This window comes from Candidatus Rubrimentiphilum sp. (assembly GCA_035710515.1).
GTDB lineage: Bacteria > Vulcanimicrobiota > Vulcanimicrobiia > Vulcanimicrobiales > Vulcanimicrobiaceae > Rubrimentiphilum.
Window position 1 is genome coordinate 230527 of sequence record DASTDE010000003.1, and the last position, 16980, is coordinate 247506.

Consider the following 16980-nt stretch of genomic DNA (forward strand, 5'->3'; position numbering starts at 1 on the left):
CGGCTCTCCTAAAGAATGAAGCTCGAGAGGTCGGCGTCCTTGACGATGTCTTGGAGTTTCAAGCGCACGTAGTCCGCGTCTACGACGACCGCGTCCTTCTTTTCAGGCGCGTCGTAACTGACGTCTTCGAGCAGACGCTCCAGTACGGTGTGCAGGCGGCGCGCGCCGATGTTTTCGGTCTGGTCGTTCACTTGCATCGCAAACTGCGCGAGTTGTTCGATTCCGTCGGCACGGAAATCAACGTTCACGCCTTCACTCCCCAGCAATGCTTTGTACTGTTCGGTGAGCGCGTTCTTGGGCTGGGTCAGAATCGTTTTGAAATCTTCAGCCGTCAGCGAGTCCAGCTCGACGCGGATCGGAAAGCGACCCTGCAGTTCCGGAATCAGATCGGATGGCTTGCTCATGTGGAAGGCGCCGGCTGCGATGAACAAGACGTGATCCGTCTTGAGCGCGCCATGTTTTGTGTTGACGGTGCTTCCTTCAACGATCGGCAGGATGTCGCGCTGCACGCCTTCGCGTGAAACATCCGGACCGCGAGCGCCTTCGCGCCCCGCGACCTTGTCGATCTCATCTATAAAGATGATGCCGTTTTCGCCGGCGCGGCGCAGCGCTTCGCGCTTGACCGCATCCATGTCGATCAGCTTCGCGGCTTCTTCCTGTTCGAAGATGCGCCGCGCTTCAGCGATGGTCACGCGTTTGTGCACGCGCTTCTTCGGCAGCATGCCGCCCAGCATTTCGCCGAGATCGCCGCCGCCTTGATCCATGCCGGGACCGATGACACCGAACGGAACGCTGGCAGCTTCTTCGACTTCGATTTCAACCAAGCGCACGTCGTAGAAGCCACGCTCCACGTCAGAGCGAGCTTGCTCGCGCGTCTGCTGCGCGTCGCCGTTCGGAGCGGATGGCGGCGTCGCCGGCTGTTGCTGCTGCGCCTGAAAGTTATTTCCGAAGATCGAACCGAGGGTCGCAGCGAACGCATTCGGCTGGCCTTGCGCCGAAGGCGGCCGCGTTTCGGGGTGAAGCACGTCAATCACGCGCTCGACCGCCATCTGTTTGGCCACTTCCGAGACTTCGGCGCGACGTTCTTCCGTCACCATGCGGACGGCTTGTTCGACTAAATCGCGCACCATCGACTCGACGTCGCGGCCGACGTAGCCGACCTCGGTATACTTGGTCGCCTCGACTTTTACAAACGGTGCGCCGGTCAGCGAGGCCAAGCGGCGCGCGATTTCAGTCTTGCCGACGCCCGTCGGTCCGATCATCAAAATGTTCTTCGGAATGATCTCGGGGCGCAGATCCTCGCGGACGCGTTCGCGCCGGTAACGGTTGCGCATCGCGATCGCGACCGCGCGTTTGGCTTTCGCCTGGCCGACGATGTACTTGTCGAGCTCCGCCACGATCGTACGCGGGGTCAGTTCCACGGCCTGCGGTGAACCGTTCACAGCGTCTCCACGTCGATGTGCTCGTTGGTGTAAATGCAGATCTCGCTTGCGATCTCCAGCCCTTTGCGCGCGATCTCTTCAGCGGAGAGATTCGTGTTGCGCAAGAGCGCGGCTGCCGCGGCTTGGGCATAGGGGCCGCCGCTTCCAATCGCCGCGATGCCTTCATCGGGCTCGATCACGTCGCCGGTTCCGCTAAGCACCAGCAGATGCTCGGCATTGCCGACGATCATCAGCGCCTCGAGACGGCGCAGCGCGCGGTCTTGGCGCCAGTCTTTGGCAAGCTCGACAGACGCGCGCGTAATATCTTTGAACTCGTTGAGCTTGCCTTCAAATTTTTCGAGCAGCGTCATGCCGTCCGCGGCAGAACCAGCAAAGCCGGCGATCACTTTGCCGCCGGCGACGCGGCGAACTTTATGCGCGCCGTGTTTCATGATTGTTTTATCAACTGTTACCTGGCCGTCGCCCGCTACGGCGAGCTTACCATCCTTGCGAACGGCCAGAATCGTGGTGGACCGAATTCTCATTGCCTAGGCAAGTACCCGGGCGCGGGCTTTCGGGTTGCACCGCCGCGCGCCGGCCTGAAGCGAGCGGCCTTCATGGGTTGATAAGCTCCACAAGACGCAGCCGCGCCGGCCTATCCCAAATCGTGCCGTACGCGGCAGCCCCTGGTTCCGCGGGCAACAGCAGATATGTCTCCAGTTCATCAACGTACGCCGCATAGGCAATCTTGTAATTCCCGCCTATGCTGGCTAACTGCCCCTCGAGGTAGCGCGCGGCCTGGGAAGGACGAGCGGTTCTAATTGCACTCAGTGCCAACGCGTATTTTCCCCTAGCGGCGAGATCAAGCGCTTTCCCGATCGCATCCGCCGCTCCATTATCGTGCTCAGTCGGGGTAAGCGTTGAGACGCCGGGTTGAAAGAAAATCACATTGTGGTAAGCGCGAAACGCTGCCGTATACTGGTGCCGAGCAAATAGCTCGTCCGCATGTTGGGTCGGTGTTTGCCCGATCAGCTGGTCCGCTGACAGCAAGTGGCCAGTTTCACGCCAGATTTGAGCGGCACGCTTTCGCTGCCCGAGATAGGACATTGCAACACCTTCCTGCGACAGTGCGAACGTCAGATCGTATGGCCCATACCAGGGATCTTCCGGTAGTCTTTGCCGAATGAAAGCTGCGGCTTTAGCAAAAGCGATTTGGGCGCAGGGATAATTACCACTACGCATGTCAGAGACTCCCGCACTGAACCAGCGGGCGCCCAAATCACTAGCCTCGGTCGCAGGCGGCGGGCACGCCATTACGCGCAGTGACGACGCTATAAATACAGTTGCAACACTAAGCGCTGCCCTACGAATGCATGCGCTCATATTCACACCTCTTGTAAGGTTCTTGAGCGCGACAGGTCTGCCGCAAACCTCTTCATCGTTTCAATAGCCGAAAGAGCAAGCCGTTGACGTTTCTCTTTTTTACCTTCGCTCCGCACCACGGCCGCCTCCCGGGCAGGCATCATGTAGGCCCAGGTCACATTGGCGGGTTGGAAATCGTGCGTCTCGGTGTTTTGCAGATGCGCGACCACGGCGCCGAATGCGGTGTTCGCCGGGAATTCTATTCCCGGAAGACCGAGTATCCGGCGCGCCGCGTGGATGCCCGTCATCGCGCCGCATGCGGCCGCTTCGACGTAGCCTTCCGCGCCGGTGATTTGCCCGGCGAAGTACAGGCCGTCCGTTCCGCGCAAACGCAAGTGCGAGTCGAGCAGGCGTGGCGAGTCGATGAATGTGTTGCGATGCATCACCCCCAGACGCAACCACTCCGCATTATGCAAGCCGGGGAATTTTCCAAAGGCTTCCTTTTGCGCCGGCCATTTTAAGCGCGTTTGGAAACCGACGAGATTGTAAGCCGTGCCCTCGCGGTTTTCTCTACGCAGTTGCACGACGGCGTATGGAGTGAAACCGGTGCGCGGATCGCGCAGGCCCACAGGTTTGAGCGGACCGAAGCGCATCGTATCCTCGCCGCGATCGGCCATTTCTTCGATCGGAAGGCAGCCTTCGAAGTACTTCGTATCTTCAAACGCTTCGATCTCGTGACGTGGCAGCGTGCGCAGATCGTCTAACAGCTCCAAATACTGTTGCTTGTCGAGCGGAATGTTGAGGTAATCGTCGCCGTCGCCCTTGTCGTACCGCGACTTGCGATACATCTGCGATTCGTCGATTGAATCGGCCGCGACGATTGGTGATGCGGCGTCGTAGTAATGTAAGCGCGGCCCTCGGCTCGCGCCCTTTCGGGCGCTGCTCGGGCGTGGTTCGACAGAGCCTGTCCTGAGGGTATCGAAGGGCTCACCATGACACTCTAATGACGCTGCATCACCTTTCAATGCTGCAACCAGTGCCGCATCACGACCCATTAATAGCGTATCCAGCGCAGTAAGGAACTCTGTGCTCGGAAGTGGGCCGCACGCGACGATTGTGGGACGATCGAGCGGTATCGTGTGCACTTCTTCGCGGCGTAATGTAATGCGCGGGTGCGATGCGATGCGTTCTTCGACGAGCCTCGCGAAGACATCGCGATCAACAGCGAGCGCTCCGCCTGCCGGCACGGCAGCTTCGCGCGCAGAATGCACGATCAACGAAGCGAGTGTTGCAAGCTCTTCTTTCAGCAGGCCGACGGCGTTCTCGAGCGCGGCGCCGCGCAGCGAATTGCTGCAGACGAGTTCGGCGAGATTCGCGGTTTTGTGCGCCGGCCCCGATTTATGCGGGCGCATTTCATACAGATCGACGTCAACTCCGCACCGGGCAGCTTGCCACGCGGCTTCGCAGCCGGCGAGGCCGCCGCCGATGACGGTTAATCTCACGACGCCGCGGGAACCGAGGTAACTTCTCGCGTCGGAGTCAGTTCGGTCGAGATCGTACTGACGTCGTGCGTCTTGTCGGCCTTGCACTCAAGCGTAACGATTCCGCCGCGCTTGATCTTGGCGACGACGTACGACCCGCAGACCGGGCAGCGATCGGGCACCGGCCGATCCCACGAGACGAAGTCGCATCGCGGATAGTTCGCGCACCCGTAAAACGTGCGGCCCTTCTTCGAACGGCGTTCGACCACCATGCCGCCATCCTTCGGACACTTCGCGCCGGTGTCTTTGAGGATTGGCCGCGTCGTCTTGCATTCGGGATAGCCCGTGCATGAAATAAACCGGCCGAAACGGCCCGTCTTGATGACCATCGGGCGCCCGCACTTCGGGCAGATCTCGTCCGTCGGCTCGTCCTTGAACTCGAGCTTCGGCAATTTTTCTTCCGCCGACGCCAACTCTTTGGCAAACGGCCCGTAGAAGTTTGCGAGCAGTTGTACCCAGTCGGCTTGTTTGTCGGCGACCTTGTCGAGGTCGCCTTCCATCTGCGCGGTAAAATTCAAGTCCACGATGTCGGGGAAATGTTCGGCCAACAAGTCGTTCACCGCAATCCCGATCTCGGTCGGCGCGAAACGGCGTTCTTGTTGCGTGACGTAACCGCGAGCCTGAATGGTCTCGACGATCGTACTGTAGGTCGACGGCCGGCCGATGCCGTTGTCTTCCAGCGCTTTGACCAGCGACGCTTCGGTATACCGCGGGGGCGGTTCGGTGAAGTGTTGCTTGGGATCGAGGCCGCGGAATGCAAGCGTTTCGCTTTCGGCGATCCTCGGCAGGCGTTTGGCGTCGGCCGCGGAGTCGTCGCGGCTCTCTTCATAAAGCTTGGTGTAGCCCGGAAACTTCAAGACGCTGCCGGACGCGCGGAACATGTAATTCTTGGCCGCGATGTCAACGGTGGTTTGATCGAAGACCGCCGGCGACATCTGCGAGGCCACGAAGCGCTCCCAGATAAGGGTGTAGAGCCGCAGGTCATCGCGCTTGAGAAACGGCGCGACTTTCTCGGGTGTGTGGTGGACCGACGTCGGACGAATCGCCTCGTGCGCGTCTTGCGCGCCTTCTTTTACGCGGTGCTCGCGGCCGCCATAAAACGCTTCGCCGAACGTTGTAACGATATAGTCTCGCGCCGCGGCGCGCGCTTGGTCGGAGATGCGCGTCGAATCGGTGCGCATGTAGGTAATCAGACCAACGGTGCCTTCCGCGCCGATGTCGATGCCCTCGTACAAACCTTGCGCGATCTGCATCGTCCGGCGGACCCGCAGGCGCAATCTGCGCGAGGCTTCCTGCTGCATCGTCGAGGTCGTAAACGGCGCCGGCGAATTGCGCCGGCCTTCGCGCTGTTTAATGGATGCAACGCGATAGGCGGCGCCCTCGAGGTCGGCCAGTACGCGCTTGGACTCGGCCTCGGTTTGCACTTCGATCTTCTCGCCGTCCCGGCTGAGCAATTCGGCCGGGAAGACGAAGTCGGGTTCGCTGGCGGCGGCCAGCATCGCCGTCACCGACCAGTACTCGCGCGGAATGAAAGCCAGGATCTCGCGTTCGCGATCGACGATCAGACGGACCGCGACGGACTGCACCCGTCCGGCCGATAGACCGCCGCGCACTTTCGCCCACAGCAGCGGCGAGATTTTGTAGCCCACTAGCCGGTCGAGGATCCGGCGCGCTTGCTGCGCGTTGACGCGGTCCAAGTCGATCGGCTGCGGGTGCTTGATCGCCGCCATCGCGGCTTCCTTCGTTATCTCGTGCAGCTCGATACGTCGAGGATTCTCGAGCTTCAACAGCTCGGCCAAATGCCACGCGATCGCTTCGCCTTCACGGTCAGGGTCGGTGGCGAGGTAGACGTCGCTCGCAGCTTTCACCGCGGACTTGAGCTCCTTAATAATATCGCCCTTGCCCTTGATGGTGAGGTACTTCGGGGTAAAGCCGTGCTCGACGTCCACGCCCAGGGTGCTCTTGGGCAAATCGCGGACGTGACCGACCGAAGCCTTCACGACATAGCGGGCCGGAAGAAACTTCTTGATCGTGCGCGCCTTGGTCGGCGACTCCACGATAATCAAGGGCTTTTTCACGGGCCTTAGTATACCGCCCCGGTCAACCCCCCGACAAATCCTTTCCTTTTTATGCATTTGCATTTTGCATCAAAACATTCTATGATGCAGCACGAGCGCAGTAAAAGCGCGAGGAACAAAAACGGAGGAATTCATGGATTCCGATCTCATGCAAGACGGCGGCACGATGGGTGAAGCGCCGGCCGCGCCCAAGCCTCGCAAGCGCCGTAAGAGCGCGCGTAAGGCAGGCGGACGCAAGAAAGCCGCTCGTAAGGGCGGACGTAAGAAAGCCGCGCGTAAAGGCGGGCGCAAAAAAGGCGCACGCAAAGCGCGTAAGGGTGGACGCAAGAAGGCCGGACGCAAAAAGGCCGGACGCAAAAAGGGCGGACGCAAGAAGGCCGCTCGCAAAGCCAAACGCAAGGGCGGACGGCGCAAAAAGCGCTAGGCGCGCAAAGACTCGAAGGGCGGCCGGAAACGGCCGCTCTTTCATTTAAGTCCGCAGGATGGACCTTATCGTTCTGGGTGAGCGCGACGTGCACGAGCTGCTGCCGATCGCGGAGTGCATCAACGTCATGGACGGCGCGTTCCGGACCGTAGCTCGCGGCGGATTCATGCAGCCGCTGCGCTCGATCGCCTGGCAGCCGGACGGACGGGGCGCGATCGGAACGATGCCCGGTTTCTTGGCCGACCCGGACGCGGTGGGCGCGAAAGTCATCACAGTCTTCCCGCAAAACCGCGCACTCGGACTCGAGTCCCATCAAGGCTCGGTCTTACTGCACGAAACTGCGACCGGAAAACCGCTGGCGATCGTCCATGCCGGCGCGGTTACGGCGATTCGCACCGCCGCCGTTAGCGCGCTGGCAACACGCATCCTCGCGGAAGAATCGGCAAGCCGGCTCGCGCTGCTCGGTTCGGGAACGCAGGCGCGCTCGCATTTGGAGGCGATGCTCGCGGTGCGGCCCATCAAGCACGTGAAAATCTGGAGCCGGACGGCGGCGAATGCTCGGGCCTTTGCGGAAACCGCGGGCGCCGAGTTTAAAGTCGAGATCGAGGTAACCGCCAGCGCGCGTGAAGCCGTGCGCGGCGCGCAGATCGTCTGCACGGTTACCGCCGCTACCGCGCCGGTTCTCGAAGGCGCTTGGCTTGAGCCCGGGATGCACGTAAACGCCGCCGGTTCTTCCGTTCCGCCGTTTCGCGAATTGGACGCCGCAGTCGTCGAACGCAGCCGCATTTTCGTCGACAACCGCGAGTGCGTCCTGAACGAAGCCGACGATCTTCGCATTCCAATCGCCGAAGGTGCCATCGGCGTCGATCGCATCTTGGGCGACCTCGGGGAATTGGCTGCCGGAACGGTTCCGGGGCGCATATCGAGCAGCGACATCACGCTCTTTAAATCCGTCGGTATGGCCATCGAGGACATCGCCGCCGCGCGAGAACTTCACCGGCGCGCCGTTCGCGAGGGGCGCGGCACGCGCGTGGACTACTGAGCGCCATGCGCCGCTTTTCCGAAGACGGTTATGCCGTCTTTCCGGGTTTTAAATCGCGCGACGAACTCGCCGCGCTCCGGCGCCGCGCCGAGGAGATCGCCGCAAGTTGCAGCTCCGGCCAGGTCTCGATCTTCAGCACCCGCGACCAGGCTGAAAAGTCCGACGAGTATTTCCTGACCTCCGGCGACAAAATTCGCTGCTTCTTCGAAGAGGACGGCCGGACGGTCAACAAGATCGGACATGCGATGCACGATCTGGATCCCGTGTTCGATCGATTCTCGCACGATGCGCGTTTGACGGAGATCGCAAGCGAGGCCGGCCTTGCGGAACCTGTGCTCTATCAGTCGATGTACATCTTCAAACAACCGCGCGTGGGCGGAGTCGTCGACTGGCACCAAGACGCTGCTTTCCTGCGCACCGATCCCACAAGCGTCACCGCATTCTGGTTCGCGCTCGACGACGCCGACCGCAGCAACGGCTGCCTATGGGTTCAGCCCGGCGGCCACCGCTCGCCGCAGCGTAACCAATTCGTCGTGCGCGACGGTAAGGCGCAGCTCGAAACGTTGGATGACACGCCGTGGCCCACAACCGACGATGCGGTTCCCGTAGAAGTCGAATCCGGAACGCTGGTCGTCTTCAACGGTCTGCTGCCGCACTACAGCGCGCCCAACCGCTCCCAAAAACCGCGGCACGCCTATACTTTGCACGCGGTCGACGCGCGCGCGACGTACGCGCCCGACAACTGGCTGCAGCGGCAGGAATTGCCGCTCCGCGGTTTTATTTAAGGCGCAAGCTACTTCTTAGGGGGCACGGTACATGCGTCTATCTACCGCCTTATGTCTGCTGTCCATCGTCGCGCTGGCGGCGTGCGGATCGCAGAAGACCACAACGTACTCCACGAGCAACGGCACCGCAACGGTGACCGACAACGGCAAGACAAAGACGCTCGAAACGAAGGAAGGCAAAATTACCGCCGGACAGGGCGCGGTTGACCTTTCGAAGCTCGGCGCACCGCTCTATCCGGGCGCCTCTCAAACCGAAGACAACAGCTCCGTTAGCGTAACAACGGCCAGCGGTTCGAGTTATATGGCGTCGTTTACTACGAACGATTCTTTCGACAAAGTCTACTCCTGGTATCAAGGCAAGATGCCGAAGGGTTCTGAGAAGATGCACGTGAGCCAAGAGGGCGCCTCAATCGCGGAGTTCCTGACAGATGAAAACACCGCGAATCAAACGCTCGTCATGGTCACTTCAAAAGATAACCAAACGCAGATCGTCATAACCCACGGCAAGTAGGCCCGCCATTAACCTGCCGGAGCCGGTCGCCGCATATCTGGCTGCGGAAACCGCCAAGGATGCGGACGCGCAGAGTTCGTTGTTCACCGAAGACTCGTTGGTGCACGACGAAAACAACGATTACCGCGGACGCGATGCAATTCGCGCCTGGAAAAAGGCGGCTCAAGCGAAGTATCGGTACGAAACCGAGGCGCTCGATGCCTCGAGCAGCGGCAACACAACGACCGTGCGCGTCCGGTTAAGCGGGAACTTTCCCGGCAGCCCGGTCGAGGTCGACTACATCTTTACGCTTTCGGGCGATAAGATTGCGTCGTTAGTTATCGACTAGCTATTCGCTTAGACGCAGCGCGAGCCAGAAGGCCGGCGAGGCAGTGACGACCGCCGGCAGGCGCGACTGCTGGATCATGTAATCCTCGGTCGCCTTCGGCCCGAGAATTTGGGTGCCGATGCCGACGTACGGATTAGACTTGGCCGCATGGAGTTGCGCGCCTAACCGGTATCCGAAGAACGCCGTGATGGCCAGATAAAAAGCGAGCATGTAAGCGACGATTCTGATGAAATCGCCCCACCCGCGCGGGGAGGTCGCGCCCTGAATGTCCGGTTCCGGCTTGCTCATACGTCTAGGGTTCAGCGCCGGAAACGGAGCACACTTTTAAAGGAGAAAAACATGAGTGAATTTGTCTATCTGTACCGCGGCGGTCAGCGCGCCGAGTCGCCGGCCGAAGGCGAAAAGGTGATGCAAAAATGGGTTGCCTGGATGGAAAACCTGGCCAAGAACGGTCACCTGAAGGACCGGGGCCAGCCGCTCGAGGCCGAGGGCAAGGTCGTCCGCGGCAAAGAGAAGCTCGTCACCGACGGGCCGTACCCGGAGTCAAAGGATCTGGTAGGCGGCTACACGCTCGTCGAAGCCAAAGATCTGGCGGAAGCCGCGGAGCTCTCGAAGGGCTGTCCGATCTTCGACTCCGATGGGTTGGTTGAAGTCCGCCCGGTCATGCAAATGTAGTGAACCTCGACGAGAACCTGTTCCGGCGCGAATCCGGGCGTTTGGTAGCCGCCCTTACGCGCGTCTTCGGACTCGACAACCTCGCACTGGCGGAAGACGTCGCGCAAGACGCCTTCTGCCGTGCGTTGGAAGTCTGGAAACTGCGCGGCGTACCCGAGAATCCGTCCGCGTGGCTCATCACAACTGCCAAGAACCGCGCCATCGATCTCTTGCGGCGCGAGCGCATGGCCCGCAATCTCGTCCCCGAACTCGGCCGCCGCCTCGAGAGTGAGTGGACGCTGGTCCCAACGCTCAACGAATACTTCGGCGAAAGCGCGATTAAGGACGATCAGCTTCGCATGATGTTTTCGTGCTGCGATCCAAAGCTGTCCGAACAGGCGCAAGTTGCACTGATCCTCAATCTGCTGTGCGGTTTTACGGCCGGCGAAATCGCCGGCGCATTTTTCAATACTCGCGCCGCCGTCGAAAAACGCATCTCACGCGGAAAACAGGTCTTGGCGACGTCCAGGAAATTATTCGATTTGGCCGACCGCGACTTTTCGGCACGCCTGGACGCTGTGCGCCGCGCGCTCTACTTGCTCTTTAACGAAGGCTATCACGGCGCATCGGCGGAGTCCGCCGTGCGGGTCGACCTGTGCCGCGGCGCGATGCGCCTTGCCGTGGTTCTGCTCGAGCATCCACTTGCGGCGACACCGGCTACCTACGCGCTCTGCGCGCTGATGTGGCTGCACGCAGCTCGACTGCCTGCGCGGATCGATGGTGCGGGCAACTTGCGCTCATTGTTCGATCAAGATCGCTCGCGCTGGGACAGCAGCCTGATTGCGAAAGGGCAAGAGTACCTCGATCTTTCGGCACGCGGCTCAGAGCTGACCGAGTATCATGTCGAAGCGGCGATCGCGTCGCTTCACTCGAACGCGGCACGCGCCGAAGATACGAACTGGCAGAAAATCGTATCGATGTACGATACCTTGATGCAGATCCGCCCTTCCCCTGTGGTCGCGTTGAATCGCGCCATCGCCGTAGCGCAAATCGAAGGCCCCGAGCGCGGGCTTGAGGAGATTCGTGCGATCGCCCATAGCGACCGCCTGGCGAGCTATCCATTTTATTCGGCTGCGCTCGGCGAGCTTGAGCTGCGCAGAGGTGAGAATGACAGCGCACGCAAGCACTTCCAAGCCGCGCTCGAGCTCGCGCGCAATCCCACGGAACGGCAATACCTCGAGCTGCGCGTCCGCGCCGCGAACCCGAACTAACTAAGCCGTCTTGCAGAAGGCTCGATAATCGCGTTTGTTCTGTTTCGAGTACGATCGAGCGAACCGGATGCAGGCCTTTTCGAACCGGTGGTCCGTCTCCAGGAGATCGGCAATCGCGCCCGCGTCGCCGCTGCGCGCATGCGCCCGCGCGAGCGTCCAGGCACAATGAGCGACGTAGTCAACGAACTCGCGCGTGCGCAGAGTCCGCAGATTAACCGAGACTTTCATATCATGATGTTGCCGGACGTAATAATCCCGCCCCGCCTCGTCGCGCATCCAGCCTAAGAAGATATCGCTGGCCGCTTGCATCAAGCGCTGACCTGCAACGACGCGTTGTCCCGCGTTTGGATAGACGCTTCGCTCGAGATATCTTTCCAGCACGGAAGCAGTCGCTTCTTTCACTTGCAGCACGAGCGGGTCGCTTCGGTCCGCGACGGCTAGCGCAACGTAGCAGCGCAGGCCGACGCTGCCGATTCCGGCGACCTTTATGGCGACGTCGGCCAACTCGTACCGCGCGCTTAGCACTTGAATGTGCGGCGGGAGCGTCGCCTGATAGATGGTTACCAGAGAGCGCGCCTGAACCGCCTGTGCGTCTTGCCGTGTGAGCCGCTGAAGAGTGGGCGGGTCGCTTCGGAAGCAGAGCGCGCCGTCCTCGTCGCGCACAAGTTTCGTCGAAGGATGTTCGGGATTGCCGATCTTTCCGCGCTTCCGAAGTGCGATGAGATGTTTGACGTTCATGCGCGAATACCACACTTCGAGCGGCGATGACCGCGCAAAGCGCCGCATGGCCTCGCGATAAGCACGCACGCCGGCGACGATCGCCTCAGTTCGGCCATCGCGCTTAATGCCGCAGTCCCGGCCCGCGATCTCCACGCTCGCCAATAGCCGAAGCGCGTCCCACTCCCACGGTCCGGGAAGCGTTTCGTCGAAATCGCTAACGTCGAAGATGAGCCGTCGCTCCGGAGTCGCGAAACCGCCGAAGTTCAGCAGATGCGCGTCGCCGCACAACTGCACGTTCAATCCGGTGGTCGGAATCGCTGCTATGTCGGAAGCCATGATTGCAGCGGCGCCGCGAAAAAAATCAAACGGTGACGCGCGCATGCGCTCGTGCCGAATCGTCAGAAGCTCGGGAACTCGGCCTCGCTCTTGCTCGCGCAACAGCTCGAGCGGGTCCGGGCGGTCCTTAGCGGGCTCCCATTTCTCGATTGTCTCCAACCTCCGGCGAAACGCGTTCGTATCGCCTAGCGGAGACTCCCGTTAGCTCGCCGGACAGTTCCCTGACGCCGGTTTGCCTGCCAGGCGATCGGATATCCACGCACTTACGCTATCCGAGCTGAGCGCCATCACCGAACCATGCGTGGCGCCCTGCACCGCATCAAGTTCAAGCCGCGACCCGTTTCTACACAATACCGAACGCAGCACGACCGAGTTTTGATACGGAACAACCATGTCGTTCGTGCCTTGTTCGACGAGCACGGGTCCTTCCAAATGCCACGTCAGCGGCTCGTTCGCGATAAAGTCTTGCATCAGCGCGCTCGATCGGGCGTTCGGCTGAAAAATATCGGCAGGCGGGATGCTCGTCCAAGCTGCCGAGCTCATGAGCGCCACGTCGCACTCGCTTTGAAGCGACGGCAGCAGCGCCATGCCTTTAGGAGTCAACACCGTCTTGAGATCGACGTGCGGATCCGTCGACGCGATCCCAGCGATCATCATGCCGAGAAGCGGCAACATTGTCGTGGGCTGCGTGCTGACGCTTGTCTCTCCGAAAAAATCGGAGATGTCCGAGCCGGGCGCGTACGCGACGACGCCCAAAAGATGCAGCTCGGGCGCCCACGACCGTCCCGTCACCGCGGCATATAACGCGACGGTCCCGCCCTCCGAATGTCCCATCGCGATCCAGCGATCGCCGATGTCGGGATTGAGATGCCTAGCCGCGCGAACGATATCGATGACGTCGTGCGCACCCGATCCGCTGGCGAAGTATGGATGTACGCCTGGCGTCCCGATGCCTTCGTAATCGGTTTGCACAACCGCGAAGCCACGTGAGATCCACTGCTCCAGAAAACGTTGTTCGCCGTTTTGTACTGCGGCTTTAGAGGGCGCGCACTGGGGTGCATTGCCCGTCGTTCCGTGGGCCCAACTAATCACCGGCCATCCACCGGGCGGGGGCGACCCTTTGGGAATTGCAATCGTTCCTGAAACGGCAACGTCGCGTCCGGCAGCCGAGACAGTGTGGTAGAGCGCGAGCGTGTTCGACGCTGCATTTTTCAGCAGCGAGCCGCCGGTAAACGGTCGCGACCAGATGACGGTGCCGGGCGGCGCACTCGGCAGAGGTGATGGAACATCGTACAACGCCGAACCGGTTGTGGCCAGCCAGAAAATGGCGCACACCATCGCGCCGCCGGCCCGAAGTACAGGCTGCATCATGGTGAATTACGCCCTAATCGCCACGTCTGTGACTACGATGGTGGAATCGCCTCGGGGAACGTAAATACGCCGGACGGATCGACACGCCGCTTGATCGCTTCGAGTCTTTCGAGATTTGCGCCATGATAGGCGGCCTTCCAATCGGTCAGCGACGGGTCGATAAAGTTTTGGTACGCACCGCCTTTGGCAATCGGGACAATCGCTTCGTAGAAGTCGTTTAGCCACAACAAATTGCGCTGCAATGCAGCATGCGGCGTGTTGTGATCCCAGTACATGTCGATGGAGCCAAGCCACCGGCTCTGCCTGTGCACGAACGCCGTTTCGCCCGGCTTCTTCTCGTTAACGGCGCCGCCGGTTTGAAAAACCTTGAAGGTTGCCGATTTCCCGGTTTGCGGATATTTTCGCAGCCACTCGAAGATGACTGCGACGGCTCGATGATCGATGGCCTGGTTGAAGAATCGCGAGCGCTCTTGGTAATAGGCGGGCGGCCCTGCCTCGGAGAGCACTTGCTGCGCTTTCCAATACTGGCCACTTGTAAAGGTGCCGGCCGGAGGCGCGATCGCATAGGCGCCGGCAAGCAGCTCGCGCAGCATGGCCGGCGTACCGGCGAACTGCGCGAGCAATTGAACCTTCATTCCTGATGAAGCGGTCGGCGCACTTGCCGAGACCTTCGATCCGAGCGTCTTGGGAGCTCCTTCAAGCGCATTGACGAGACTCGCGAAAACGCGCTCTTGCTCTTTGTCCCAATGCAGATTGCAAACCGTAAGCGGACCCACTTCAAACGCTTGAAACGTAAATGACGTGTTGATCCCAAAGTTTCCGCCGCCTGCACCGCGGCAAGCCCACAAAAGATCGTCGTCGCCGGTAAGCGGCCGGATCGTTCCGTCGGCGAGAACGATTTCGGTTGCAACCATGTGATCGCAGGTCAGACCGTGGGCGCGCATGTTGAAGCCGATGCCGCCGCCGAGAGCAAGGCCCGCGATCCCGACGCCTTCGCAGCGGCCGTGTGTGATTGCGATATTGCGGTTCCTGAAATGTTCGAACACATCGGCGTTCAAGGCGCCGCCGCCGAGGACCGTAATACCGGTGCCCTCGTCGAGCGAGACGCTGTTCATCTCGCGCAGGTCGATCATCAAACCGGTGGTCGTCGAATAGCCGGCGTACGAGTGACCGCCGGAACGAGCCACGATCGGGACGCCGTTCTCGCGAGCCCAGCGAATTGCGGCGCTTACATCGCGCGCGCTCTTGCACATCGCGATGCCCGCCGGGCGGAGCGCGGAATACCGCAGGTTTTTCGGAAGCGCCAGTTCAGCGAATCCGCGATCGCCCGGCAGCACGACGCTTCCCGAAATCCGGTGCGCAAGCGCCTGCCAAGGCAGCCTGCGAGTCGCGGCGAGCAGTTCCACTCCGCCCGCGCCGAGCGCGGCAGCGCTCGCGGCGCCGCTGAGAAAGTCGCGCCGGTTTAGCACCAACCTAGCCGAGAGCTAGTTGTGGTAAAAGCGGTACGAGTCGGCGTCGTTCCCGACGGCCCAAAACTCAATACCGTTCCGCCACACGTCGGTGTACACGGAATCGTATTCGACCGGTCCCGAACAACTGGGGCCTTGCCTCGGACCCTTGTAAAACTGCGCGTGGATCTCCTTAGGTTCTTCCTGAAGCGGATCCGAGTACGTGGAATGCGGCGCGACGCAGACGCCGTGATAGTCCTTGAAGATGCTCCAAATGAGGGTTAAATGGACGTACGCGTTGCTGTCGTTCTTGAATCGCAATGTCGCTGCCTGAGCCGGCTTCGCAAACGAGCCGATCAGAATGCAAAGAACAACAAGACCTGTCAGTAGACGTCTCTTCATGGGAAGCGCTTCGCCGGGGCCGCGGCAATTCCCTAAGGACCATAGGACCCCGGCGCCAAGGCAGCAAAGGCGGCCCGTCCATGAAGCGTTTAGCCGTCGTTCTATCCGCGCTTGCAATCGTCGCCCTCTTCTGTGGAGTCGTGGCTGCGCGGCCGCACCGACCGGCACATAAAGCGCGGCACACGGCCGGCGCAAAGCCTGTAACCGCGAGCGGACCTGCGGTGAATTGCACAGCTCGTGACCCGCATGTTCCGGTGCCGGACGCGCCGCACGGAATGTACGTCTGGAACCCGTACAAAGTCCAGAGCGGCAAATTTGAAAAACAACTCGAGGCGAGCGTGATCGGAAAAGATCCAACGCTTTGCGGCGTCAGTCTGGTCGTCGGTTGGAGCACCGTCGAGCCTTCGAAGGGCTCGTTTGATTGGAGCAGCATCAAAACGCAAGCCGCGCCGTATCTCCGCGCGCATCTGCGCGTGAATCTGTTGTTTGCCGACGCCTCCGAAGTCGGCAAGTCGGATACTACCACGCCTTCGTGGGTGTTCACTCAGGATCGCGTTGCGAAAGTGCAATGCCCCAAGCAAGTGGACTATCCGAATTTCATGGATCCGAAGTTCGAGAGTGATTGGCAGTCGTTTATCGCAGCCGCCGTGCAAAAGTTTGGAAACGATTCGTCGATCGGCTACATGCGATTCGGCATCGGCGCAGGCGTTGAAGCGTATCCCGGGCACATGGAAAACCCGTCGGCCAAGTCGCGGCCGTGTTATAACGCTTGGGTGAAAGCCACAGGTTGGACCTATAGGAAATGGCTGAAACACAGTTTGAACGTGGTCGGCATGCTGGCCCGTCAGGGCAGCCAAAAGCAGTTGATGATCGCGCTGAATTACATCGTGAATTCTCCATCCGTCTATGCGTATGCCAACTCCGTGACGGCCGCGGCTGCGCCGCGCGGCATCGCATTCGGTACTGAGAATCTGGGAATCGGCCACGTCGCCGACCCTGGAACAACGCCGGGCCCGTGCAATCCGCAAGCCAAAAGTGAGAATCTCTACTGGTGCCAAGCCACGAAACGTCACGCCGGCAAAGTGCCGATCGAGTTCCAGCCAATAGTGGCGACAACGCCGGGCTACGAATACGGCTACAAATTGGACATCTCAAACCTGTTGCCGTACGCGATCGCAAATAAAGCGCAGATTCTCGAGCTGTATCCCCAAGAGTGGCTTGCGAGCGACGCCAAGCATAAAACCGCACTGCGTGCCGCCGCGCAAGTGCTCGGCGTGGCTCATTAG

At 60.7% G+C, this 16980-nt stretch carries 18 protein-coding genes; 8 read left to right on the forward strand and 10 right to left on the reverse strand.

From position 1 onward, the window contains the following. Positions 1-8: 8 nt before the first annotated feature. The 5 genes from hslU to topA all read right to left on the reverse strand — a co-directional run bounded on the left by hslU (position 9) and on the right by topA (position 6402). Positions 9-1442 carry an ATP-dependent protease ATPase subunit HslU gene (gene hslU, locus VFO29_08470; protein ID HET9393532.1) on the reverse strand — a complete coding sequence of 478 codons (1434 nt, stop codon included), beginning with the start codon at positions 1440-1442 and terminating at the stop codon, positions 9-11. Then, positions 1439-1966 (reverse strand): ATP-dependent protease subunit HslV, encoded by a 528-nt coding sequence (gene hslV, locus VFO29_08475; protein ID HET9393533.1) that lies wholly within the window; start codon positions 1964-1966, stop codon positions 1439-1441. Before hslV ends, hslU begins: the two co-directional genes overlap by 4 nt. Before the next feature lie 70 nt (positions 1967-2036). Beyond that, complete coding sequence (locus tag VFO29_08480; GenBank protein ID HET9393534.1) at positions 2037-2528, reverse strand: hypothetical protein; 492 nt, start codon at positions 2526-2528, stop codon at positions 2037-2039. Positions 2529-2806: 278 nt separating this feature from the next. Further along, complete coding sequence (gene trmFO, locus VFO29_08485; GenBank protein HET9393535.1) at positions 2807-4285, reverse strand: methylenetetrahydrofolate--tRNA-(uracil(54)-C(5))-methyltransferase (FADH(2)-oxidizing) TrmFO; 1479 nt, start codon at positions 4283-4285, stop codon at positions 2807-2809. Then, entirely contained in the window at positions 4282-6402 is a 2121-nt protein-coding gene (gene topA, locus VFO29_08490) for a type I DNA topoisomerase (GenBank protein HET9393536.1), read from the reverse strand. The genes trmFO and topA overlap by 4 nt, the downstream gene beginning before the upstream one ends. A 133-nt stretch (positions 6403-6535) precedes the next feature. On the opposite strand from topA, the gene VFO29_08495 reads away from it, so the two are divergent. Genes VFO29_08495 through VFO29_08515 form a run of 5 tightly spaced genes read left to right on the forward strand, consistent with a single transcriptional unit; the run spans position 6536 to position 9492 of the window. Then, positions 6536-6826, forward strand: a complete 291-nt coding sequence (locus VFO29_08495) for a hypothetical protein (GenBank protein HET9393537.1) — start codon at positions 6536-6538, stop codon at positions 6824-6826. 58 nt (positions 6827-6884) lie between these two features. After that, positions 6885-7868, forward strand: coding sequence for an ornithine cyclodeaminase family protein (locus tag VFO29_08500; GenBank protein ID HET9393538.1), 984 nt, complete (start codon positions 6885-6887; stop codon positions 7866-7868). Positions 7869-7873: 5 nt separating this feature from the next. Then, positions 7874-8653, forward strand: coding sequence for a phytanoyl-CoA dioxygenase family protein (locus VFO29_08505; protein ID HET9393539.1), 780 nt, complete (start codon positions 7874-7876; stop codon positions 8651-8653). 31 nt (positions 8654-8684) lie between these two features. Further along, a complete protein-coding gene (locus VFO29_08510; protein HET9393540.1) occupies positions 8685-9164 on the forward strand; it encodes a hypothetical protein in 480 nt (159 codons plus the stop codon). Positions 9165-9201: 37 nt separating this feature from the next. Next, complete coding sequence (locus VFO29_08515) at positions 9202-9492, forward strand: nuclear transport factor 2 family protein (protein HET9393541.1); 291 nt, start codon at positions 9202-9204, stop codon at positions 9490-9492. On the opposite strand, the gene VFO29_08520 is transcribed toward VFO29_08515, so the two are convergent. Further along, positions 9493-9780, reverse strand: coding sequence for a hypothetical protein (locus tag VFO29_08520; GenBank protein HET9393542.1), 288 nt, complete (start codon positions 9778-9780; stop codon positions 9493-9495). Between the two features lie 51 nt (positions 9781-9831). On the opposite strand from VFO29_08520, the gene VFO29_08525 reads away from it, so the two are divergent. Together VFO29_08525 and VFO29_08530 are read left to right on the forward strand one after the other, a co-directional pair. After that, entirely contained in the window at positions 9832-10167 is a 336-nt protein-coding gene (locus tag VFO29_08525; GenBank protein HET9393543.1) for a YciI family protein, read from the forward strand. Beyond that, positions 10167-11417: a sigma-70 family RNA polymerase sigma factor gene (locus tag VFO29_08530; GenBank protein HET9393544.1), complete on the forward strand. Its 1251-nt coding sequence runs from the start codon at positions 10167-10169 to the stop codon at positions 11415-11417. Before VFO29_08525 ends, VFO29_08530 begins: the two co-directional genes overlap by 1 nt. Here VFO29_08530 and VFO29_08535 read toward each other — a convergent pair whose 3' ends face one another. Genes VFO29_08535 through VFO29_08550 form a run of 4 tightly spaced genes read right to left on the reverse strand, consistent with a single transcriptional unit; the run spans position 11418 to position 15694 of the window. Beyond that, entirely contained in the window at positions 11418-12632 is a 1215-nt protein-coding gene (locus VFO29_08535) for a DUF2252 domain-containing protein (protein HET9393545.1), read from the reverse strand. 42 nt (positions 12633-12674) lie between these two features. After that, a complete protein-coding gene (locus VFO29_08540) occupies positions 12675-13844 on the reverse strand; it encodes a lipase family protein (protein ID HET9393546.1) in 1170 nt (389 codons plus the stop codon). A gap of 32 nt (positions 13845-13876) precedes the next feature. Next, positions 13877-15313, reverse strand: a complete 1437-nt coding sequence (locus tag VFO29_08545) for an FAD-binding oxidoreductase (GenBank protein HET9393547.1) — start codon at positions 15311-15313, stop codon at positions 13877-13879. Positions 15314-15328: 15 nt separating this feature from the next. Further along, on the reverse strand, positions 15329-15694 hold the full coding sequence (locus tag VFO29_08550) for a hypothetical protein (protein HET9393548.1): 366 nt from the start codon (positions 15692-15694) through the stop codon (positions 15329-15331). Between the two features lie 80 nt (positions 15695-15774). Between VFO29_08550 and VFO29_08555 the strand changes: the two genes are divergently transcribed. Next, on the forward strand, positions 15775-16980 hold the full coding sequence (locus VFO29_08555) for a hypothetical protein (GenBank protein ID HET9393549.1): 1206 nt from the start codon (positions 15775-15777) through the stop codon (positions 16978-16980).

Bases quoted from the DNA above. Each gene is read 5' to 3' on its own strand.
- hslV (HET9393533.1), bottom strand. From the start codon at position 1,966: ATGAGAATTCGGTCCACCACGATTCTGGCCGTTCGCAAGGATGGTAAG.
- VFO29_08480 (HET9393534.1), bottom strand. From the start codon at position 2,528: ATGTCCTATCTCGGGCAGCGAAAGCGTGCCGCTCAAATCTGGCGTGAA.
- VFO29_08495 (HET9393537.1), top strand. From the start codon at position 6,536: ATGGATTCCGATCTCATGCAAGACGGCGGCACGATGGGTGAAGCGCCG.
- VFO29_08500 (HET9393538.1), top strand. From the start codon at position 6,885: ATGGACCTTATCGTTCTGGGTGAGCGCGACGTGCACGAGCTGCTGCCG.
- VFO29_08505 (HET9393539.1), top strand. From the start codon at position 7,874: ATGCGCCGCTTTTCCGAAGACGGTTATGCCGTCTTTCCGGGTTTTAAA.
- VFO29_08510 (HET9393540.1), top strand. From the start codon at position 8,685: ATGCGTCTATCTACCGCCTTATGTCTGCTGTCCATCGTCGCGCTGGCG.
- VFO29_08520 (HET9393542.1), bottom strand. From the start codon at position 9,780: ATGAGCAAGCCGGAACCGGACATTCAGGGCGCGACCTCCCCGCGCGGG.
- VFO29_08525 (HET9393543.1), top strand. From the start codon at position 9,832: ATGAGTGAATTTGTCTATCTGTACCGCGGCGGTCAGCGCGCCGAGTCG.
- VFO29_08540 (HET9393546.1), bottom strand. From the start codon at position 13,844: ATGATGCAGCCTGTACTTCGGGCCGGCGGCGCGATGGTGTGCGCCATT.
- VFO29_08550 (HET9393548.1), bottom strand. From the start codon at position 15,694: ATGAAGAGACGTCTACTGACAGGTCTTGTTGTTCTTTGCATTCTGATC.
- VFO29_08555 (HET9393549.1), top strand. From the start codon at position 15,775: ATGAAGCGTTTAGCCGTCGTTCTATCCGCGCTTGCAATCGTCGCCCTC.